Here is a 20,161-nt window from a genome sequence, read left to right as displayed (position 1 = left end):
CCACCGGCGAGTTGACGGTGTGCGCCGGCAGCTGCGGGCCGGGCAATCTGCACTTGATCAACGGCCTGTTCGATTGCCATCGCAACCACGTGCCGGTGCTGGCCATCGCCGCACAAATCCCGTCTTCCGAAATCGGCCTGAACTACTTCCAGGAAACCCATCCCCAGGAACTGTTCAAGGAGTGCAGCCACTTTATCGAACTGGTGACCAACCCCGAGCAGATGCCCCAGGTGTTGCATCGGGCCATGCGCTCGGCGATCCTCAACCGCGGCGTGGCGGTAGTAGTGATCCCTGGGGATGTGTCGCTGCTGGAAGTGGAAGACACGCTCAAACCCTGGCCGCCCCTGCATGCGCCGCGCACCCTGCCGGCAGAACAGGACCTGCAACGCCTGCGAGAAATCCTTAACAGCAGCCAGAAAACCACCCTGTTGTGCGGCAGCGGTTGCGCCGGCGCCCACGCCCAAGTGGTGGCCCTGGCGGATGCCTTGGGCGCGCCGGTGGTACACGCCTTGCGCGGCAAGGAGCATGTGGAATGGGACAACCCGTTCGACGTGGGCATGACCGGTCTGATCGGTTTCAGCTCCGGTTACCACGCCATGCTCAATTGCGACACGCTGATCATGCTCGGCACTGACTTCCCTTATCGCCAGTTCTACCCCACCGACGCGAAGATCATCCAGGTCGATCGCAACCCCCAGGCGCTGGGCCGGCGCGCCACCCTGGACCTGGGCATCGCCGCTGACGTGAGCGAGACCCTCGATGCACTCCTGCCGCGCCTGACCCGCAAGACCGACCGCAGCTTCCTCGAAACGTCCTTGGAGCACTACCAGAAAGCCCGCCAGGGCCTCGACGACCTGGCACAACCGTCAAAGGCCAACCGACCGATTCACCCGCAGTACGTGGCGCGCTTGCTCAGCGAACTGGCCGACGACGACGCGATCTTCACCGCCGACGTGGGCTCGCCCACCGTATGGGCCGCACGCTACCTGAAGATGAATGGTAAGCGCCGCCTGATCGGCTCGTTCAACCACGGCTCGATGGCCAATGCCATGCCCCAGGCCATCGGCGCGCAGGCGGCCTTCCCTGGGCGGCAGGTCATTTCGATGTCCGGCGACGGCGGTTTTACCATGTTGATGGGGGATTTCATCTCGCTCGCGCAGTTGAAACTGCCGGTGAAAGTCATCGTGTTCGATAACGCGTCACTCGGCTTTGTCGCCATGGAAATGAAAGCTGCCGGCTACCTTGACACCGGCACCGAGCTAAAAAACCCGGATTTCGCGGCGATGTCCAATGCGATGGGCATCCTGGGGATTCGCGTGGAGCAATCCGAAGACCTTGAACCGGCCCTGCGCCGCGCCCTGGCCCATGACGGCCCGGTGCTGGTAGACGTGGTGACGGCGACCCAGGAACTGGTGATGCCACCCAGCATCAAGCTGGAGCAGGCCAAGGGTTTCAGTCTGTACATGCTCAAGGCGGTGATGAGCGGGCGCGGGGATGAAGTGATCGAGTTGGCGCGTACCAACTGGTTGCGCTGATGTGAAGATAGGGTGATGGGCTCGCTCACGACTGCGCCGATTCAGCGGAGATACTTTCCACTGATACACCGCGATCGCAGGCAAGCCCGCTCCCACATCAACGATCAGCCGTGCTGTTTTTCAACCCACTTGCCGTAGGCGTCGATAAACGCCTGTAGAAATGGTTTGGTCTTCTCCGACAGTTTGCCGGCCTCATCAAACACACTGCCCGCGCCACCCAGATAGGCTTCAGGCTGCTGCATGCACGGCACATCGAGGAACACCAGGGACTGGCGCAGATGGTGGTTGGCGCCAAAGCCGCCAATCGCCCCCGGCGAGACACTGATGATCGCCCCCGGCTTGCCACTCCAGGCGCTTTGCCCGTAAGGGCGCGAGCCCACATCGATGGCATTCTTCAGCGGGGCGGGCACGGAGCGGTTGTATTCCGGGGTCACGAACAGCACTGCGTCGGATGACCGCACTTGTTGACGGAAAGTACTGTAGGCTGCGGGCGGCGATGCCCCGTCGATGTCCTCGTTGTAGAGCGGCAAATCGCCAATTTCGACAATGTTCAATGTGAGGTTGGCGGGGGCCAGTTCGGCCAATGCCAGGGCGACCTTGCGGTTGATCGACTCTTTTCTCAAGCTGCCAACCAGGACGGCAATCGTGTAGACCTTGCTCATTGAGGTTTCCCGACGTCTGACTAAAGGAGCTTGTAGTTATAAAGACTTCGCGACGTGTTCACCAGAAGGTTCTGATATCCACCCCGGCGTCTGCCTCGCGATCACCTGCGTAGGAAGCGTCTGAAAACTTCAGAGAATAGTATTTTTTTTCCATAGGTAAACTACCCCGCTCCATGACGGTCTACAGAACCGCAAATCGAGTGTTTATCTCCAGAGGTTCTAAACAGATGGCAGCAGTACTTGTCGGACAGTTCCATGCCAGAGACGCGGAAGGTCGCGTTTATTCGGTGCATGAGTTCCAGGAATCCATCCCACCGTTAGACGGCCTGGCTGGCTCGGCGCCCACCACAACCTACAAGCTGGCCATTGGCGACCGTGTAGAAAAACTGGACGGCGATGAATTCAGATTGATTCAGTCGGGGACCATTATCGTCCGCGAATCGGAAACCATCCGCGCGCAATAAGCTTGATCTCCCAAGCGTACCAGCTCAGTCCTGGCCATTGACGGCATTGACTGGGCCGGGCGATCACGGACGGCGAACCTCCGTCACTTCAATCCCCGGGTCCCCTTCAATCTGTTTGAGCGTGACCATCAGTCGCCCCTTCTCGCCCTCTACGGCATACATCAAGCGCTTGTACCCCGGCGTACCATACGCGGGATACGCCACCACCTGCCTGACCAGCGTGATGCCCAATACCGTACCCACCTGCTCGCCCACCTGTTCCTGGGAACGGATGAACGCATCGAGTGCGAGGTTTTCGGGCGCAGTGTCGTCGGGATTGCTCAAGAGATAAGCGGCCACGCACCCCACGGTCACCAGGACCAGCAGTTGCCTGGCCGTTACCCGGAAAAGTTTCGTGGGCATCGGCATTTGAGACCAGACCTGTTTTTGTTGTAAGTGCCGGGTAACCGGCATTGGTCATTGATGATCAGACGAGCCATTCTAATCAGGTCGATGGGTAATACCAGATGAATCAGTTGTCTCCGTAGGCAATATCCTTGTTATCCCCGACACCGCCCAACGTCCGGTCCTTGCCGAAAGAGAATAGGTCGAACGGGACCTGGGGCTGGCTCGGCGGATACTGATACTGATAGGCAACTCCCCAGGGATCGGTCAGCAGTTCCTCGTTGATGTAGGGACCCTTCCATTTCGCGTCGGCGGCAGGCGGCTTGATCAATGCGCCCAGGCCTTCCTCATCAGTCGGATACCGGCCAGTGTCTTGATGGAACTGCTCGACGGCCTTGCCCAGCAAGGCGACCTGGGCCTTGGCCGTGGCTATTTCTGTCAGGGCCATATCACCAAACAGCCGCGGCCCCACCGCCAGGGCCAACAAGCCGATGATGACAAGCACCACCAGCACTGCCCACCGCGTAAAGCCGCCTTGGGTACGCATGTGATCGACTGCGATTGGTACAGGCATTCTGAGCCCCCCTTGTCTCTCGGTTGATACGCTCTTTATATGACCTGCTTGTTGCAGTTGCGCAAGACCAACGTTCGTCGACGCGAATCAACACTCCTTGTTTTTCCCCAAGCCATTGAATCCCGGCCCTGCTGACCCTAGACTCCGGCCATGCGTTTACGTCATATCGAAGTGATTCAGGCCATCTTGCAGACCGGACACCTCGGCACGGCCGCCGAATGGTTGCAACTCCCCGTGGGCGATGTGGACGCGGCGCTCAAGGACGCCGAGCAGCAATTGGGTTTTATGTTGTTCGCCAGCGTGCGCGGACGCTTGCAACCGACCAGGGAGACCCTGGAGTTGCAAGCGCAAATCGCCCATGTGTATGAAGCGCTGGAGCCGGTGCAACGCTTGGCCAGTCGCCTGAAACACCATCACGCGCCAACCCTGCGTGCCCTGTGTACGCCGCCCCTGGCCAATCAACTGCTGCCACACAGCATTGCCGTGCTGCGCCGACGCTTCCAGGACACGCCGTGCAACCTGTCGAGCCAGCCGACCCGCGAGATCGTCAGGAGCCTGTTGCTGCACGAGGCCGATGTGGGCCTGAGCCTGCATGACCCGGAACATCCGCAGATCCAAAGCAGCGTATTGGCCCAGGGCAAACTGCAATTGCTCGCGCCCCATGGCTGGCTCAAACCCAAGCAGAAGTACATCGCCCTGCAGGACCTGGCCGGGCAGTCGATGATCGGGCTGGAGGGCCAAGACCCGCTCAGTCGCCTGCTCGACGCCAAGCTGCAAGCCCTGCGCCCGCTGCCGGTGGTGCAGACGCGGGTGCAGACCTACCAGATGATGCGCAGCATGGTGGAGGCCGGTGAAGGTTTGGCGATTGTCGACCCGTTCACCGCGTTCGGCGCCCGGGAGGCGGGGCTGGACGCGTGCCCGGTATCGCCGCCGATCATGGTCAGCCTGTATGCGCTGACCCTCAGGGACGGCGTGACGTCACCGGCATTGAATGCGCTGCTGGAGATTGTCACGCAGAAAGCTGAAGGCCTGCTGGCGAGCTGAACGCGTCAGACCGCTTCGACTTCCGTCTTGAACAAGCGATACCAGAAAATCGCCACCTCGCGGGTTTGCGGGTCGATCCCGCGATAGCGCAGGTGATCGATCCCGCCCATTACATACCCGCAACGCTCATACAGACGGCAGGCGCCGAGGTTGTTGTTCTGGGTCTCCAGCATCATGCCCGTCAGGTTTTTCTTGCGACTCCAGAACTGCGCCACGTCCAACAGCGCCTTGGCCACGCCATGACGGCGCGCGGGCAACGCCACGGCCAGCTCGTCAACGTGCGCGAAACCGTTCCAATTGGTACTCACCACGACATGCCCGACCGGTCGATCGTCGAGAAAGGCCATGAAGATCGCGCTGTCGGGCGCGTCGCGAAAACTGGCGAACTCCTCCGGGTCGATGCCGTAGCACTTACGATAGGGCAGGATGCGCTCAACGGGCCACTGTTCGACCCGCTTGCCCATCTCCGGCACGCCATAGGCGCTGACCTCAAAACTGAAATCATTGCCCCACACGTAAGCGTCGAAGCCCTCGTCGGCGACCCGCACACTGAGCCCTGGATACTTCGGGTTCATTACAGCTTGCATAAACATCCTTAACCCTTAATGCAATCGACGGTGTAACAACGACCACTGCCGTCATCTTCGTGTTGCAACCCATGAACATCCGCGACAAAACCGGGGAAACTGCTATCGAAAGTGCGGGCAAACGCCAGGTAGTCGATGATCGAACGCGTTGACTGGGTAAAGCGCTCACCCGGCATGATCAACGGAATGCCCGGAGGATAAGGCACCAGCATCACGGCGGCGATGCGCCCAGGCAAGGCATCGATGGGCACCGCCTCCACTTCCCCCCTGACCAATTGGTCATAGGCGTCGGCCGGTTTCATCGCAATTTCGGGCAAAACGGTGTACATCCGCTTGAGGTGTTTGGCGGTGGCGTTGCTACGGTAGCAGCTATGCAATTGATCGCACAGGTCGCGCAGCCCCAGCCCTTGATAGCGCGCCGGGCCCTGGGCGAATACCGAGGGCAGGCAACTGGCGAGGCTGACGTTGGCGTCGTAGTTGCGCTTGAATTCCAGCAACTCGGTGAGCAAGGTACTCCATTTGCCTTTGGTGATCCCCATGGAAAACAGCACGAGGAACGAATAAAGCCCGGTCTTTTCCACCACCAGACCACGCTCCCAGAGGAATTTGCTGACCACCGCAGCAGGAATCCCGCAGTCGCTCAACGCGCCGCCAGCACTGAGGCCAGGCATCACCAACGTGACTTTGATCGGGTCCAGCAGCACGTAATCTTCGACTATGTCGCCAAAGCCATGCCAGTCATCCTGCGGCTGCAACAGCCAATCTGCCGTGACGACCCGGTCGATGCCGGCCACGGACGGCGGCTGCCAGATGGAAAACCACCAATCCTCGGCGGCGATGTGCTGGCGCAGGTTGGCCAGGGCGCGGCGGAAGCTCAAGGCTTCGTCGAACATTTCCTGCAAAAGAGAGCGTCCCGCCGGGCCTTCCATCATCGCCGAAGCCACGTCCAGCGAGGCGATGATGCTGTATTGCGGCGAGGTAGAGATATGCATCATGAACGCTTCGTTGAACCGATCGCGATCCAACTGCCGCGCGCCGCCGTCCTGTACATGAATCATCGACGCCTGGCTGAACGCCGCCAGCAACTTGTGCGTGGAATGCGTGGTGAACACCAGCGGGCTGTCCGGCGTGCGTGAAGTGCACATGCCATAGCGCCCGGCGAAGAATTCGTGGAACGCCGCGTAGGCATACCAGGCTTCGTCAAAGTGCAGCACCTCGACACTGTTGCCCAATTGCTGCTTGATCAGCTCGGCGTTGTAACACAGGCCGTCGTAGGTGGAGTTGGTGACCACCGCCAGCTTCACTTTCGCCGGCCGGCCACGGGTCAGCGGGCTGGCCTCGATCTTGGCGCGGATCGACGCGGGGCTGAATTCGCTGAGGGGGATCGGGCCGATGATGCCCAATTCATTGCGCTCCGGGCACAGGTACAGCGGGATCGCGCCGGTCATGATGATCGAGTGCAGCACCGACTTGTGGCAGTTGCGGTCGACCAGCACCAAGTCATCACGACCGACCATCGAGTGCCAGACGATCTTGTTGGCGGTCGAGGTGCCATTGATCACAAAGAAGGTGTGATCGGCGCCAAAATTACGCGCGGCGCGCGCTTCTGCTTCGGCCAGCGGCCCGGTGTGATCGAGCAGCGAGCCCAACTCCGGCACAGAAACGGACAGGTCGGAGCGCAGCGTATTTTCCCCGAAAAACTGATGAAACGCCTGCCCCACCGGGCTTTTGCGATAGGCCACGCCACCACCGTGACCGGGCGTGTGCCAGGAGTAATTGGAGTCGGCGGTGTGTTGAACCAGGGCTTTGAAGAAGGGCGGCAACAAGCCATCGAGGTAAGTGCGTGCGGCGCGGGCAACTTGTCTGGCAAGAAACGGCACAGTGTCTTCGAACAGGTAAAGAATGCCGCGCAGTTGGTTGAGTTCGCTCATCGCATCGGCGGGGGCGTTTTCCAGGGTGACTTGTTCACCCAAGGCAAAAATCGGCAGGTTGGGCGCCCTAAGACGCGCCAGTCGGATCAGTTCGACCATGTTTTGCAGCAGATGCGTGTTTTCCCCGGCGCCTTCGGCGGCGATCAACATGCACGCCAGGCCATGGTGGGTGGAGGCCACCAGCCGGCCTTCGGCGTAGTCCACCGCAGAAAAGATACCGAAGCCCTCTTGTTCCAGCTCTTGAGCGATACCTCGGACCCGGTCGCCGGCAACGGTGTCGGCCTTGATGTCGCGATGCACGATAAGGATGGGGAACTTCAGGTCTTTGTACATGAGTGCTTTTAGTCCTGAGGGTGATGCACTCAGGGTAGAAGCTGTAAGCGGATGTGGCGAATGAAGATTTTGAAAGCAGCAACTCTCGAATGTGGGAGGGGGCTTGCTCCCAATAGCGGTGGATCTGCGGCATCAATGTCGACTGGCACGCCGCTATCGGGAGCAAGCCCCCTCCCACATTGTTTGACTGCGCTCAGCCAGATTATTGCTGGGTCAGTTGGGTCCACAACGCCGGCGCACCCGCCGATTTGGCAATCGCTTCCAGACGCGCTGCATGCTCAGCCAGGTCCTGCTCGCTGGCGCGGATGATCGGCGCCGGTTTGCGATCAGCCGGCAGACGACGGATTTCCGAAGGGCGATTACCCGAACCTTCCGCCGAACCGGCACCGTCGGAGGCGTTGCCGGCCAGGGACAGGCTGGTCTGCCCGCCGGTCATGGTCAGGTAAACGTCGGCCAGGATCTCGGAGTCGAGCAACGCGCCGTGCAGCTCACGGCCTGAGTTGTCGACGCCGTAGCGTTTGCACAAGGCATCCAGGCTGTTGCGCTGGCCCGGGTGACGCTCACGGGCCATCATCAAGGTGTCGAGGATCGAGCAGTGCTGGGAAATATTCGCGCGATCCGTCTGCCCCATCAGGGCAAACTCGTTATTGATGAAGCCGATGTCGAACGCCGCGTTATGGATGATCAACTGCGCGCCGTTGATGAATTCGAAGAACTCGTCGGCGACTTCAGCGAAGCGCGGCTTGCCTTTGAGGAATTCGTCGGTGATACCGTGGACGCCGATGGCGCCCTCATCACTTTCGCGGTCCGGTTGCAGGTAGACGTGGAAGTGACGGCCGGTGAGGCGACGCCCCATCAGTTCGACGCAGCCGATTTCAATGATCCGGTGGCCATCGGTCACCGGCATGCCGGTGGTTTCGGTATCGAGTACAACAGATCGGATGGCCATCAGGGTTCAGCTCTCAACGGTGTGTGTATTTCAAGGGGCGCAATCTTAACACGTCAGCCGGCATCAGCTCTGCTTGTAGCCCCGCACTTCGTCGACGCCACGGTTGGCCAACTGGTCGGCGCGCTCGTTGCCGTGGTGGCCGATGTGCCCGCGCACCCATTTCCAGGTGATGTTATGGCGATTGCATTGCTCATCGAGCAGTTGCCACAGGTCGGCGTTCTTGACCGGCTCCTTGGCCGCCGTCTTCCAGCCGCGCTTCTTCCAGTTGACCATCCACTCGTTGATGCCCTTCATCACGTATTGCGAGTCGGTCACCAGCAGCACGTCGCAACGCCGCTTGAGCTCTTCCAGGCCGCGAATGGCGCCCATCAGTTCCATGCGGTTGTTGGTGGTGTTGGCTTCGCCGCCCCATAGTTCCTTCTCCACGCCCTTGCACACCAGCAAGGCGCCCCAGCCGCCGGGGCCAGGGTTGCCTTTGCAGGCGCCATCGGTGAAGAGTTCAACGCTATCGGTCATCGGTTGCATCCATCAAAACGGGTCGCCGGGCATAGGCCGACAGCATCCCGAGGCCGAATGATTCGGCCTTAAATCAAAAAGAGGGTTCTACGGTTCGCTTTGCTTGCGGTTGACCTTGGCCATCGGCATCGGCACCAGCTTGCCCATGGGCTGGCGTAGCACCTGACGCACGGGCCGCAGCCCGACCACGATCTTGCGTGCAACCAGTAAATAGAAGCCGCCACCCGACAGTTGCCAGGCCCCCGCTCGACGCTCCCAGCCGGCCAGACGGCCCTGCCACTTGGTCGACGCGAGCGGCGGACGATAGCACCCGAAGCGGCGTTTCTCCAGTGCGAAGCCCAGCAGGTTGAGCCAGTCCCCCACCCGCGACGGCGAGATGCAACGGGCCTGGCGCAGGCCGTCATGGGCGAACACATGGCGCAGGCCCCAACTGCTCCAGGGGTTGATGCCGACAATCAGCAAATGGCCACCTGGGCGCACGCTGCTGGCAGCTTCGCGCAACAAACCGTGGGGTGACAGGCAGAAATCCAGGCCATGCTGCAGCACCACCACATCGGCAGCGTGCTCGCTCAACGGCCAGGCCTGTTCTTCGCAGACGATCTCCACCCCCGGCAACGGCGCGCCCAGGCGCACATTGCGCTGCACCTGCGGCGCGGACGGCGGCGTCTGGGCCGACGGACCGTAATGCACCAGGTAACCGCCAAAGAACCGGCCCAGCTCGTCTTCGAGCATGCTCCGTTCTTCATCCAGCAAAAATTGCCCGATCGGCCCGGACAGCCAGTCACGGGCTGCGCTGATCAGGGCCAGCCATTCAGGATCGGCCTGGGCGAACGCTTTATCAGTCATTGCATTCTCCAACTCGCCTAGACGTTCTAAGATGCACCAATGTGTTCAGCTTGGCGAATCGAAGAATGATACAGATCAGTGCCCTGCCCGCCTTCACCGATAACTACATCTGGTTGTTACAGGAGCCCCAAACCCGCCGCTGCGCCGTGGTCGACCCCGGCGATGCGGCCCCCGTGCTGACCTGGCTCGAGCAGAACCCGGAGTGGACGCTCAGCGACATCCTCATCACTCACCACCATCATGATCATGTGGGCGGCGTCGAAGCGCTGAAACGTGTGACCGGCGCCAAGGTCTATGGCCCGGCCAACGAAACGATCCCGGCGCGGGACGTCGCGCTGCAGGACAACGACCGCATCACTGTGCTGGGCTGGGACTTCGCCGTGTACGCCGTCCCCGGCCATACCCTCGGCCATCTCGCCTTCTATCACCAGGGCGTGCTGTTCTGCGGCGACACCCTCTTCGCCGCCGGTTGCGGCCGCCTGTTCGAAGGCACGCCAGCGCAAATGTACACCTCGCTGCAACGCCTGGCCGCCCTGCCGGCCGACACCCTGGTGTACTGCACCCATGAATACACACAGAGCAATCTCAGGTTTGCCCAGGCGGTGGAACCGGACAACGCCGATATCGCCGAACGGGTGGAAAACGTCAACCAACTGCGCGCCCGTGGCGAGATCACGCTGCCTTCCAACCTGGCCCTGGAAAAGCGCACCAACCCGTTCCTGCGTACCGCTGAAACATCCGTTAAACAAAAAGCTGACGAACGGAATGGCCGCGACAACCGCTCTGGAGCCGAGGTATTTGCTAGCTTGAGGGCTTGGAAAGATAAGTTCTAACGTGACGCAGTCTGATACGAAATTTCTGAATGGTTGACCGGAACCAAAGCGCTTTCTAGAATCGCCCGACATTTTTGCCCGGAACTTACTTCCAGCCAATGTCGTCATCTACTCGTAAATCCAATCATTCAGACGCATTGACCCGCCTGGCTCAAGCCGTGGCGGTGGCTGTCTCCGCGACTCTGGCGGGCTGCCAATCGACAAATTTCGCTGCACAATCCACCGTGCAACCCAAACCGAATCTTGTTGCCAAGATCAAGCAAAAACCTATTTGGCTCTCAGAGAAGCCGAGCCCCGAAGCCCCCCAGGATGTCTGGGAACGCATGCGTCGGGGCTTTCAATTGCAGGACGGCGTCGGCGTCAACCCGCGTATCGAGCAACAGCGCCTGTGGTTCGCCAGCAACCCGTCCTTCCTGGAGAACGCCGGCGAACGCGGCAGCCTCTACATTCATTACATCGTCGAACGCCTTGAAGAACGCAACATGCCCCTGGAGCTGGCGCTGCTGCCGGTGATTGAAAGTGCCTATAACCCAATGGCCTATTCGCGCAGCGATGCGGTCGGCTTGTGGCAGTTCATTCCCTCCACCGGGCGCTACTTCAACCTGCGCCAAACCCGCGCCTACGACGGTCGTCGCGATATCACCGCCTCCACCACCGCCGCCCTGGACTACCTGACACGTCTGCATGACATGTTCAACGGCGACTGGCTGCTGGCCCTGGCAGCGTATAACGCCGGCGAAGGCACGGTAAGCCGGGCGATCGAACGCAACGAGAAGCTCGGTCTGCCGACCGACTACTGGAACCTGCCCCTGCCCCAGGAAACCAAGGACTACGTGCCCAAGTTCCTGGCGCTGTCCCAGGTAGTGCTGGCCCCCGAAGCCTATGGCGTCAACCTGAACCCGATTGCCAACACGCCGTATTTCAAAATGGTTGAAGTCAAGCAAAGCATGGACCTGTCACGGGTCGCCGCATTGGCCGAGATCGACGAAGACGAACTGTTCCAGCTCAATCCGGCGCTGAAACAACGCACCACCCTGGACGGTCCCCAGCATTTGCTCGTGCCCAGCTCCAAGGCACAACTGTTGACCAGCAGCCTTTCGGCGATGAAGCCTGAAGAATTGCTGGCAATGCGTCCGAAAAAGCCGGTATTCGACGAAGTCGAGACCCGGTCCGTGGCTGGCCGTACCCGCAACTACAAGGTGCGCAACGGCGACAACCTGACGCTGATCGCCAAGGCCAACAAGGTCGATGTGCATGACCTGCAACGCTGGAACAAGCTCAACGGCCAGGCGCTCAAGGTCGGCCAGACCCTGGTGATGCAGGACACGCGCAAGCTGGTGGCCAAGGCCGACAGCAAGAAACCGGTGCAGTACAAGGTCAAGAAAGGCGACTCGCTGTATATCGTCGCCAAGCGTTTCAACGTTGAGATGCAACATCTCAAGCGCTGGAACCCACGCACTGGCATGGCGCTCAAGCCGGGGCAGATGCTGGTGGTTTCCGGGCCACGCTGACACCGCAAGAACACTGGAGCGCCAGTTGTGGGAGGGGGCTTGCGCCCGATGGCGGTGCATCAGTCGGTACATAAGCTGACTGACGCACCGCCATCGGGAGCAAGCCCCCTCCCACATAGGACCGCCATCATTCCAACTGGCTTTTTCCAACGGGAACAAGCTGTTACTGTACCGATCATAAAGCCCAAGCTGCCTGGATCGGATCTCTGACTTGACGCGTCCCCTCCTTCTACTAATAAGTCTGGCCTTGAGCTTTGCTGCGAACGCGACGATTACCGAGAGCCACGGTTATGCGCAGTTCGGCACCCTCAAGTACCCGGCCAAATTCACCCACTTCGATTGGGTAAACCCTGCAGCGCCGAAAGGCGGGACGTTGCGGGTTATGGCGTTTGGCACGTTCGACACCCTCAACCCCTATACCTTCAAGGGTTCAAGCCCGGTTTCCACGCCGAACTTCCTGCAATATGGCGTCAATGAGCTAAACGAACCGTTGATGGTCGGCACCGGCCAGTACGCGCCGTCCGGCGATGAGCCGACCTCCAGCTACGGGCTGATTGCCCAGTCGGTGGAGTACAGCGAGGACCGCAGTTGGGTGGTGTTCAACCTGCGCCCGGAAGCCCGCTTTCACGATGGCAAGCCGATCACCGCGTATGACGTGGCGTTTTCCTATCGCACCCTGCTGACCGAAGGTCATCCGCAATACCGCACCAACCTGCAGGAAGTGGCGCGGGTCGACATTCTCAACCGCCACCGTATCCGTTTTGTATTCAAGCGCGCCGGCAACCCGTTGCTGATCCTGCGCCTGGGCGAACTGCCGGTGCTGCCCCAGCACTACTGGAAAAACCGCGATTTCAAGGCCACCACCTTCGAACCACCGCTGGGCAGCGGGCCCTATCGCCTCAGCAAAGTCACCCCTGGCCGGCAGTTGGTGTTCGAGCGGGTCAAGGACTATTGGGGCAAGAGCCTGCCGGTCAACCAGGGTTTTTATAATTACGACAAGGTCGAAGTGGAGTTCTACCGCGACAGCGACGTCGCCTTCGAAGCCTTCAAGGCCGGCGAGTTCGATATCTATATCGAGCACCAGGCCAAGAACTGGGCGAATGGCTACAACTTCCCGGCGATCAACCGCGGCGATGTGATCAAGGCGCAGATCGCCCACCAGATCCCGACCCAAAGCCAGGGCCTGTTCATGAACACCCGGCGCCCGACCTTCAGTCAGGCCAAGGTGCGCGAAGCCCTGGGGCTGATGTTCGACTTTGAATGGACCAACCGCACCCTGTTCAGCGGCGCCTATAAACGCACCTTGAGCTATTACCCCAACAGCGAATTTTCGGCGACCGGCGTCCCGGTCGGCCATGAATGGTTGATGCTCTCACCCTACCGCGACCAACTACCGGCCAATCTCTACACCCAACCGTTCAGCCTGCCCCGGACCGACGGGCACGGCATCCCCCGCGAGACCCTGCGCCGCGCCCTGGCCCTGCTCGGCGAAGGCGGCTGGAAGCTGTCCGGGCAACGCCTGCTCAACAAGGACGGGCAACCGCTGCGCTTCGAGATCCTGCTGGTCAACCCGAACCTGGAGCGCATCCTGCAGCCCTATGTGGAAAACCTGAACAGTATCGGCATCGACGCGCACCTGCGCACAGTCGACCGGGCGCAATACAAACAGCGCCTCGATCAGTTCGATTTCGACATGATCCTGATGACCCTCAACCAAACCCTCAGCCCCGGCCTTGAGCAGTGGCAGTACTTCCACTCCAGCCAGGCGGCAATCAAGGGCAGCAAGAACTACGCCGGCATCGCCAATCCGGTGGTCGACCACCTGCTCGAACAACTGCTGGCGGCACAGACCCGCGACGAACAACTGGCCGCCGGCCGGGCCCTGGACCGGGTCCTGCTGTGGCAGCATTACAGCATTCCCAACTGGTACCTCAACTATCATCGCTTGGCGTACCGCAACCGGTTCGCCTTTGTCACCACGCCGCCCTACAGCCTGGGCCTGAGCGCATGGTGGCTGAAAGCTTCGGAGAAAGCCCAATGATGTCTTTGCGTACTGCACTGCTCGGCAGTCTGTTGCTATGCACGGCGGTCAACGCCGCCCCGCAACATGCGCTGACCCTCTACAACGAGCCGCCCAAGTACCCCGCCAACTTCAAGCACTTCGACTACGTCAACCCCAACGCCCCCAAGGGCGGCACCTTTCGCGAGTCGAGCATGGGCGGTTTCGACAGCCTCAACCCCTACATCAGCAAGGGCGTGCCGGCGGACAATATCAGCCTGATCTACGACACCCTGGCCATGCAGAGCCTGGACGAACCCATCACCGAATACGGCCTGGTGGCCGGCAAAATCGAAAAAGCCCCGGACAACAGCTGGGTACGCTTCTACCTGCGCCCCGAAGCACGCTTCCACGATGGCCACCCGATCCAGGCCGAAGACGTGGTGTTCACCTTCCAGATGCTGATGAAGGAAGGCTCACCGCTCTACCGCACCTACTACGCCGACGTCGACGAAGTGGTGGCCGAAGACCCGCTGCGGGTGCTGTTCAAATTCAAGCGCACCAACAACCGCGAATTGCCGCTGATCCTCGGGCAATTGCCGGTATTGCCCAAGCATTGGTGGGCCACCCGCGACTTTACCAAGGGCAACCTGGAAATACCGCTGGGCAGCGGGCCGTACAAGGTGGCCGAGGTCAAGGCCGGGCGCATGATTCGCTACGAGCGGGTCAAGGACTACTGGGCCAAGGACCTGCCCGTCACCCAAGGCTTCTACAACTTCGATCAGCGCATCACCGACTATTACCGTGACAGCACGGTATCCCTGGAAGCGTTGAAGGCCGGGCAGTTCGACTACTGGCTGGAATTCAGCGCGAAGAACTGGGCCAACGCCTATAACATTCCGGCGGTGGCCGAAGGGCGCCTGGTCAAGGAAGAGCTCCCCAACGGCAACCCCACCGGCATGCAGGGTTTCGTGTTCAATACGCGCAAGCCGATGTTCCAGGACGTGCGCGTGCGCAAGGCCATCAGCCTGTTGCTGGATTTCGAGTGGAGCAACAAACAGCTGTTCAACGGAGCCTACACCCGCACCCGCAGCTACTTCGAGAACTCGGAAATGGCCGCCACCGGCCTGCCCGGCCCGGACGAGTTGGCCATCCTCGAACCGCTGCGCGACAAGATCCCCGCCGAAGTCTTCACCCAGGCCTTTGCACCGTCCAAAACCGACGGCAGCGGCATGATCCGCACCCAGCAGCGCGAGGCCTACCAACTGTTGCAAGAGGCCGGCTGGCGCATCGTCGACGACAAGATGGTCGACGCCACCGGCAAACCGGTGACCATCGAATTCCTGCTCGCGCAGACCGAGTTCGAACGTATCCTGCTGCCCTTCAAACGCAACCTGGCGGACCTGGGTATCGACCTGGTAATTCGCCGGGTCGACGTCTCGCAATTCGTCAACCGCCTGCGCTCGCGGGATTTCGACATGCTGGTGGGCAGCTTCCCGCAGTCGACCTCGCCGGGTAACGAACAACGCGAATTCTGGAAGTCCTCCAGCGCCGATAAACCCGGCAGCCGCAACTACATGGGCCTCAAGGACCCGGCCGTCGACCAACTGGTAGAGGAACTGATCGACGCCGACTCACGCCAAAGCCTGATCGCCCATGCCAAGGCCCTGGATCGCGTGCTGCAATTTGGCTACTACGTGATCCCCAACTGGCACATCAAGACCTTCCGCATAGCGTACTGGGACCACCTCGGCCATCCGAAGGTGCCACCGCGCTATGACGTCGGCACCGCCACTTGGTGGGCGAAACCCGACGTGAAACCTGCCATCACCCTAGACACGAGCGCCGACCCGGCGAGCGGAGGCGATTAAATGCTGGCCTATATTGTTCGCCGCCTGTTGCTGATCATCCCCACGCTGTTCGGGATTCTGCTGATCAACTTCGTCATCATCCAGGCCGCCCCCGGTGGCCCGGTGGAGCAGATGATCGCCAAACTCGAAGGCTTCGAAGGCGCCACCAGCCGCATTGCCGGCGGCGGTGCCGAAGTCGCGGTGGCGGGTTCCAGCTACCGTGGCGCCCAGGGCCTGGACCCGGCGCTGATCAAGGAAATCGAAACCATGTACGGTTTCGACAAGTCGGCACCGGAACGCTTGTGGATCATGGTCAAGAACTACGCCCGACTGGATTTTGGCAACAGCTTCTTTCGTGACGCCAAGGTCATCGACCTGATCAAGGAAAAGATGCCGGTGTCCATCTCCCTCGGGTTATGGAGCACGCTGATCATGTACCTGGTCTCGATCCCGCTGGGAATCGCCAAGGCCACGCGACACGGCAGCCACTTCGACGTATGGACCAGCTCGGCGATCATCGTCGGCTACGCGATCCCGGCGTTCCTGTTCGCGATCCTGCTGATCGTGGTGTTTGCCGGCGGCAGTTACTTCGACTGGTTCCCCTTGCGCGGGCTGACCTCCAACAACTTCGATGAATTGAGCTGGGGCGGCAAGATCCTCGACTACTTCTGGCACCTGGCCTTGCCCGTCACCGCGCTGGTGATCGGCAACTTCGCGACCATGACGCTGCTGACCAAAAACAGCTTTCTCGACGAGATCAACAAGCAGTACGTGGTCACTGCCAAGGCCAAGGGCCTGACCAACCACCGCGTGCTCTACGGCCACGTGTTCCGCAACGCCATGCTGCTGGTGATCGCCGGTTTCCCCTCGGCGTTCATCGGGATTTTCTTCACCGGGTCCTTGCTGGTGGAAGTGATCTTCTCCCTCGACGGCCTCGGCCTGATGAGCTTTGAAGCGGCGATCAACCGCGATTACCCGGTGGTGTTCGGCACGCTGTTTATCTTCACCCTGCTCGGGTTGGTGGTGAAACTGATCGGTGACCTCACCTACACCCTGGTCGATCCGCGTATCGACTTCGCCAGCCGGGAGCATTGAGATGAATCTGTCCCCCCTCAATCGCCGCCGGTTCGAACGGTTCAAGGCGAACAAGCGTGGCTGGTGGTCGCTGTGGCTGTTCCTGATCCTGTTCGGCCTGAGCCTGGGCGCCGAGCTGATCGCCAACGACAAACCGCTGGCGGTGCATTACGACGGTGACTGGTATTTCCCGGCGCTCAAGCGCTACCCGGAAACCACCTTCGGCGGCGAATTTCCCCTGGAGGCCAACTACAAGAGCCCGTATATCCAGGAACTGCTCAAGGCCAAGGACGCCTGGACGCTGTGGGCGCCGATCCCGTTCAGCTACCAGAGCATCAACTACGACCTGAGGGTGCCGGCCCCCGCGCCGCCGTCTTCGGTCAACCTGCTGGGCACCGATGACCAGGGCCGCGACGTCTTGGCACGGGTGATCTATGGCTTCCGTGTGTCGGTGCTGTTTGCCCTGACCCTGACCGTGCTCAGTTCGATCATCGGCGTGATCGCCGGTGCCCTGCAGGGTTTTTATGGCGGCTGGGTCGACCTGGCCGGGCAACGCTTCCTGGAGATCTGGTCGGGCTTGCCGGTGCTGTACCTGCTGATCATCCTCGCCAGTTTCGTACAGCCCAACTTCTGGTGGCTGCTGGGGATCATGCTGCTGTTCTCGTGGATGAGCCTGGTGGACGTGGTCCGCGCCGAGTTCCTGCGCGGGCGCAACCTGGAATACGTGCGCGCGGCCAGGGCACTGGGCATGCAGAACGTCGCGATCATGTTCCGGCATATCCTGCCCAATGCCATGGTCTCGACCATGACCTTCATGCCGTTCATCCTCACCGGCGCCATCGGCACCCTGACCGCCCTGGACTTCCTCGGCTTCGGCCTGCCGGCGGGCTCGCCGTCGCTGGGAGAGCTGGTGGCCCAGGGCAAATCCAACCTGCAAGCGCCGTGGCTAGGCATGAGTGCCTTCGCCGTGCTGGCGATCATGTTGAGCTTGCTGGTGTTTATCGGCGAGTCCGCTCGCGATGCCTTCGACCCGAGGAAATGAGATGAATCAGGACAATCTGATCGAAGTCCGCGACCTCTGCGTCGAGTTCGTCACCGGCGAACATCACCACCGCGTGGTGAACAACGTCAGCTTCGACATCAAGCGCGGCGAAACCCTGGCGCTGGTCGGCGAAAGCGGCTCCGGCAAATCGGTGACCGCCCACTCGATCCTGCGCCTGCTGCCCTACCCCTTGGCGCGGCACCCCGCCGGCACCATCGAGTACGCCGGCCAGGACCTGCTGACCCTCAAAGAAAAAACCATCCGGCATATTCGCGGCAACCGCATTGCGATGATCTTCCAGGAGCCGATGACCTCGTTGAACCCGCTGCACTGCATCGAGAAGCAGATCAACGAAGTGCTCGGCCTGCACAAAGGGCTGACCGGTAAAGTCGCGACCCGACGCACCCTGGAGTTGCTCGAACTGGTGGGCATTCCCGAGCCGCATAAACGCCTCAAGGCGCTGCCCCACGAACTGTCCGGCGGCCAGCGCCAACGGGTGATGATCGCCATGGCCCTGGCCAACGAGCCGGAGCTGTTGATCGCCGATGAACCGACCACCGCCCTCGACGTGACGGTGCAGTTGAAGATCCTCGAACTGCTCAAGGAACTGCAGGCGCGCCTGGGCATGGCGTTGCTGCTGATCAGCCACGACTTGAACCTGGTGCGGCGCATTGCCCACCGGGTGTGCGTGATGCAGCAGGGTTGCATCGTCGAACAAGCCGATTGCGAAACCTTGTTCCAGTCGCCGCAGCACCCTTACACCCAGGAACTGCTCGCGGCCGAACCCAGCGGTGGGCCGGCCGACACGGCAGTCGGGCCGCCGTTGCTGGAAGTCGATGATTTGAAAGTCTGGTTTCCGATCAAGAAAGGCTTTCTGCGCAACACCGTCGATTACGTCAAGGCGGTGGACGGCATCAATTTCAGCCTGCCCCAGGGGCAAACCCTGGGCATCGTCGGCGAAAGCGGCTCGGGCAAGTCCACCCTCGGCCTGGCGATCCTGCGTCTGATCGCCAGCAAAGGCGGGATTCGCTTCGAAGGCCAGCAACTCGACCGCCTGACCCAGCAACAGGTGCGCCCGTTGCGCCGGGAAATGCAGGTGGTGTTCCAGGACCCGTTCGGCAGCCTCAGCCCGCGCATGTGTGTCAGCGAGATCGTCGGCGAAGGCCTGCGTATCCACAAGATGGGCAGCCCGGCGGAGCAGGAAGCGGCGATTATCGCGGCGCTCAAGGAAGTCGGCCTCGACCCGCAGTCGCGGCATCGCTACCCCCACGAGTTCTCCGGCGGCCAGCGCCAACGCATCGCCATTGCCCGCGCCCTGGTACTCAAGCCGCGCCTGATTCTGCTCGACGAGCCGACCTCGGCGCTCGACCGCACGGTACAGCGCCAAGTGGTGGAGCTGCTGCGCAGTTTGCAGACCAAGTACAACCTGACCTATCTGTTCATCAGCCATGACCTGGCCGTGGTGAAAGCGCTGAGTCACCAGTTGATGGTGGTCAAGCACGGGCAGGTGGTGGAACAGGGCGATGCGCCGGCGATTTTCGCCAACCCGCAGCATGCCTATACCCGGCAGTTGCTGGAGGCAGCGTTTCTGGTGCCGACGCCTTAGCGCGTGGCAGTGACCTATCCGCTCGTTGCGAAGGGATAGGTCACTCGCGTCAGGCCGCCAGCCCGCGCCCTGCCCGCTCCAGGTTGCGCCACAACCAAGGCGGCAGCACATCGGAGTCGAGGCTGTCGATCAGGTTCTTCAAGCCCAGCCCCAACTCCGTATCGCCTTCAATCACCAAGCGACGCCGGAAGAACAAGGTGTCCGGGTCTTCCTGCCGACTGGCCAGCAACAAGAACTCCCGCCAGTTACCACTGATCGTCACCTGGGCCTCGGCTTTTTCGGCGAGGCGCAAACCGTCCCGTGCCAGGGTCAGGTACCAGCACAGCCCGAGATCCGGGATGCGCAAGCACATCCAGCGCCCGCGCAGCAGGTCGAAGCCGCCGTCGCGCAACGGCTCGGCCAAGCAGCGGTTGAGGCCTTG

At 61.1% G+C, this 20,161-nt stretch carries 19 protein-coding genes; 10 read left to right on the top strand and 9 right to left on the bottom strand.

What is annotated here, in order from left to right:
• A partial coding sequence (gene poxB, locus L9Z73_RS09665; RefSeq protein ID WP_247399388.1) for a ubiquinone-dependent pyruvate dehydrogenase occupies positions 1-1,535 on the top strand: 1,535 nt, incomplete at its 5' end.
• A 104-nt stretch (positions 1,536-1,639) separates the two neighbouring features.
• On the opposite strand, the gene L9Z73_RS09660 is transcribed toward poxB, so the two are convergent.
• The gene (locus L9Z73_RS09660; RefSeq protein ID WP_247399385.1) at positions 1,640-2,197 is read right to left on the bottom strand and encodes an NADPH-dependent FMN reductase; all 558 of its coding nucleotides are present in this window, start codon (positions 2,195-2,197) and stop codon (positions 1,640-1,642) included.
• Between the two features lie 227 nt (positions 2,198-2,424).
• Between L9Z73_RS09660 and L9Z73_RS09655 the strand changes: the two genes are divergently transcribed.
• Positions 2,425-2,661 carry a hypothetical protein gene (locus tag L9Z73_RS09655; RefSeq protein ID WP_247399382.1) on the top strand — a complete coding sequence of 79 codons (237 nt, stop codon included), beginning with the start codon at positions 2,425-2,427 and terminating at the stop codon, positions 2,659-2,661.
• A gap of 63 nt (positions 2,662-2,724) precedes the next feature.
• Here L9Z73_RS09655 and L9Z73_RS09650 read toward each other — a convergent pair whose 3' ends face one another.
• Both L9Z73_RS09650 and gspG read right to left on the bottom strand, forming a co-directional pair.
• Positions 2,725-3,069, bottom strand: coding sequence for a hypothetical protein (locus L9Z73_RS09650; protein ID WP_247399379.1), 345 nt, complete (start codon positions 3,067-3,069; stop codon positions 2,725-2,727).
• Between the two features lie 103 nt (positions 3,070-3,172).
• A complete protein-coding gene (gspG, locus tag L9Z73_RS09645; protein WP_247399376.1) occupies positions 3,173-3,619 on the bottom strand; it encodes a type II secretion system major pseudopilin GspG in 447 nt (148 codons plus the stop codon).
• A gap of 150 nt (positions 3,620-3,769) precedes the next feature.
• Between gspG and L9Z73_RS09640 the strand changes: the two genes are divergently transcribed.
• Entirely contained in the window at positions 3,770-4,663 is an 894-nt protein-coding gene (locus L9Z73_RS09640; protein WP_247399373.1) for a LysR substrate-binding domain-containing protein, read from the top strand.
• Between the two features lie 5 nt (positions 4,664-4,668).
• On the opposite strand, the gene L9Z73_RS09635 is transcribed toward L9Z73_RS09640, so the two are convergent.
• The 5 genes from L9Z73_RS09635 to L9Z73_RS09615 form a co-directional block, all read right to left on the bottom strand.
• Positions 4,669-5,238, bottom strand: coding sequence for a GNAT family N-acetyltransferase (locus tag L9Z73_RS09635; RefSeq protein ID WP_247399393.1), 570 nt, complete (start codon positions 5,236-5,238; stop codon positions 4,669-4,671).
• Between the two features lie 20 nt (positions 5,239-5,258).
• Positions 5,259-7,514 carry an Orn/Lys/Arg decarboxylase N-terminal domain-containing protein gene (locus L9Z73_RS09630; RefSeq protein WP_247399368.1) on the bottom strand — a complete coding sequence of 752 codons (2,256 nt, stop codon included), beginning with the start codon at positions 7,512-7,514 and terminating at the stop codon, positions 5,259-5,261.
• A gap of 202 nt (positions 7,515-7,716) precedes the next feature.
• Positions 7,717-8,457, bottom strand: a complete 741-nt coding sequence (gene dnaQ / locus L9Z73_RS09625; protein ID WP_247399390.1) for a DNA polymerase III subunit epsilon — start codon at positions 8,455-8,457, stop codon at positions 7,717-7,719.
• A gap of 69 nt (positions 8,458-8,526) precedes the next feature.
• The gene (gene rnhA / locus L9Z73_RS09620; RefSeq protein ID WP_069075857.1) at positions 8,527-8,979 is read right to left on the bottom strand and encodes a ribonuclease HI; all 453 of its coding nucleotides are present in this window, start codon (positions 8,977-8,979) and stop codon (positions 8,527-8,529) included.
• 87 nt (positions 8,980-9,066) lie between these two features.
• Positions 9,067-9,825 carry a class I SAM-dependent methyltransferase gene (locus L9Z73_RS09615; protein ID WP_247399351.1) on the bottom strand — a complete coding sequence of 253 codons (759 nt, stop codon included), beginning with the start codon at positions 9,823-9,825 and terminating at the stop codon, positions 9,067-9,069.
• Between the two features lie 65 nt (positions 9,826-9,890).
• On the opposite strand from L9Z73_RS09615, the gene gloB reads away from it, so the two are divergent.
• The 7 genes from gloB (at position 9,891) to L9Z73_RS09580 (ending at position 19,740) form a co-directional block, all read left to right on the top strand.
• Complete coding sequence (gene gloB, locus L9Z73_RS09610) at positions 9,891-10,658, top strand: hydroxyacylglutathione hydrolase (protein ID WP_247399348.1); 768 nt, start codon at positions 9,891-9,893, stop codon at positions 10,656-10,658.
• A gap of 98 nt (positions 10,659-10,756) precedes the next feature.
• Positions 10,757-12,169: a lytic transglycosylase domain-containing protein gene (locus tag L9Z73_RS09605; protein ID WP_247399344.1), complete on the top strand. Its 1,413-nt coding sequence runs from the start codon at positions 10,757-10,759 to the stop codon at positions 12,167-12,169.
• Between the two features lie 211 nt (positions 12,170-12,380).
• Complete coding sequence (locus L9Z73_RS09600; protein ID WP_247399342.1) at positions 12,381-14,210, top strand: extracellular solute-binding protein; 1,830 nt, start codon at positions 12,381-12,383, stop codon at positions 14,208-14,210.
• A complete protein-coding gene (locus tag L9Z73_RS09595; protein ID WP_247399339.1) occupies positions 14,207-16,039 on the top strand; it encodes an extracellular solute-binding protein in 1,833 nt (610 codons plus the stop codon). Before L9Z73_RS09600 ends, L9Z73_RS09595 begins: the two co-directional genes overlap by 4 nt.
• Positions 16,040-17,113, top strand: a complete 1,074-nt coding sequence (locus L9Z73_RS09590) for a microcin C ABC transporter permease YejB (protein WP_247399336.1) — start codon at positions 16,040-16,042, stop codon at positions 17,111-17,113.
• Between the two features lies 1 nt (position 17,114).
• Positions 17,115-18,134 (top strand): ABC transporter permease, encoded by a 1,020-nt coding sequence (locus L9Z73_RS09585; RefSeq protein WP_247399334.1) that lies wholly within the window; start codon positions 17,115-17,117, stop codon positions 18,132-18,134.
• 1 nt (position 18,135) lies between these two features.
• Positions 18,136-19,740 (top strand): ABC transporter ATP-binding protein, encoded by a 1,605-nt coding sequence (locus L9Z73_RS09580; RefSeq protein ID WP_247399331.1) that lies wholly within the window; start codon positions 18,136-18,138, stop codon positions 19,738-19,740.
• Positions 19,741-19,789: 49 nt separating this feature from the next.
• On the opposite strand, the gene ubiT is transcribed toward L9Z73_RS09580, so the two are convergent.
• Positions 19,790-20,161 (bottom strand): ubiquinone anaerobic biosynthesis accessory factor UbiT (ubiT, locus tag L9Z73_RS09575; protein ID WP_247399327.1); only part of this gene is annotated, 372 nt, incomplete at its 5' end.

Source organism: Pseudomonas emilianonis (assembly GCF_023072625.1).
Classification (GTDB): Bacteria; Pseudomonadota; Gammaproteobacteria; order Pseudomonadales; family Pseudomonadaceae; genus Aquipseudomonas; species Aquipseudomonas paraveronii.
This window is presented reverse-complemented; position numbering and strand designations above follow the sequence as displayed.

Excerpts from the sequence above, each read along its gene's own strand:
- L9Z73_RS09660 (WP_247399385.1), bottom strand. The coding sequence starts at position 2,197 with ATGAGCAAGGTCTACACGATTGCCGTCCTGGTTGGCAGCTTGAGAAAA.
- gspG (WP_247399376.1), bottom strand. The coding sequence starts at position 3,619 with ATGCCTGTACCAATCGCAGTCGATCACATGCGTACCCAAGGCGGCTTT.
- L9Z73_RS09580 (WP_247399331.1), top strand. The coding sequence starts at position 18,136 with ATGAATCAGGACAATCTGATCGAAGTCCGCGACCTCTGCGTCGAGTTC.
- L9Z73_RS09595 (WP_247399339.1), top strand. The coding sequence starts at position 14,207 with ATGATGTCTTTGCGTACTGCACTGCTCGGCAGTCTGTTGCTATGCACG.
- rnhA (WP_069075857.1), bottom strand. The coding sequence starts at position 8,979 with ATGACCGATAGCGTTGAACTCTTCACCGATGGCGCCTGCAAAGGCAAC.
- L9Z73_RS09640 (WP_247399373.1), top strand. The coding sequence starts at position 3,770 with ATGCGTTTACGTCATATCGAAGTGATTCAGGCCATCTTGCAGACCGGA.
- L9Z73_RS09650 (WP_247399379.1), bottom strand. The coding sequence starts at position 3,069 with ATGCCGATGCCCACGAAACTTTTCCGGGTAACGGCCAGGCAACTGCTG.
- L9Z73_RS09590 (WP_247399336.1), top strand. The coding sequence starts at position 16,040 with ATGCTGGCCTATATTGTTCGCCGCCTGTTGCTGATCATCCCCACGCTG.
- gloB (WP_247399348.1), top strand. The coding sequence starts at position 9,891 with ATGATACAGATCAGTGCCCTGCCCGCCTTCACCGATAACTACATCTGG.
- L9Z73_RS09585 (WP_247399334.1), top strand. The coding sequence starts at position 17,115 with ATGAATCTGTCCCCCCTCAATCGCCGCCGGTTCGAACGGTTCAAGGCG.
- L9Z73_RS09635 (WP_247399393.1), bottom strand. The coding sequence starts at position 5,238 with ATGAACCCGAAGTATCCAGGGCTCAGTGTGCGGGTCGCCGACGAGGGC.
- L9Z73_RS09655 (WP_247399382.1), top strand. The coding sequence starts at position 2,425 with ATGGCAGCAGTACTTGTCGGACAGTTCCATGCCAGAGACGCGGAAGGT.
- L9Z73_RS09615 (WP_247399351.1), bottom strand. The coding sequence starts at position 9,825 with ATGACTGATAAAGCGTTCGCCCAGGCCGATCCTGAATGGCTGGCCCTG.
- L9Z73_RS09605 (WP_247399344.1), top strand. The coding sequence starts at position 10,757 with ATGTCGTCATCTACTCGTAAATCCAATCATTCAGACGCATTGACCCGC.
- L9Z73_RS09630 (WP_247399368.1), bottom strand. The coding sequence starts at position 7,514 with ATGTACAAAGACCTGAAGTTCCCCATCCTTATCGTGCATCGCGACATC.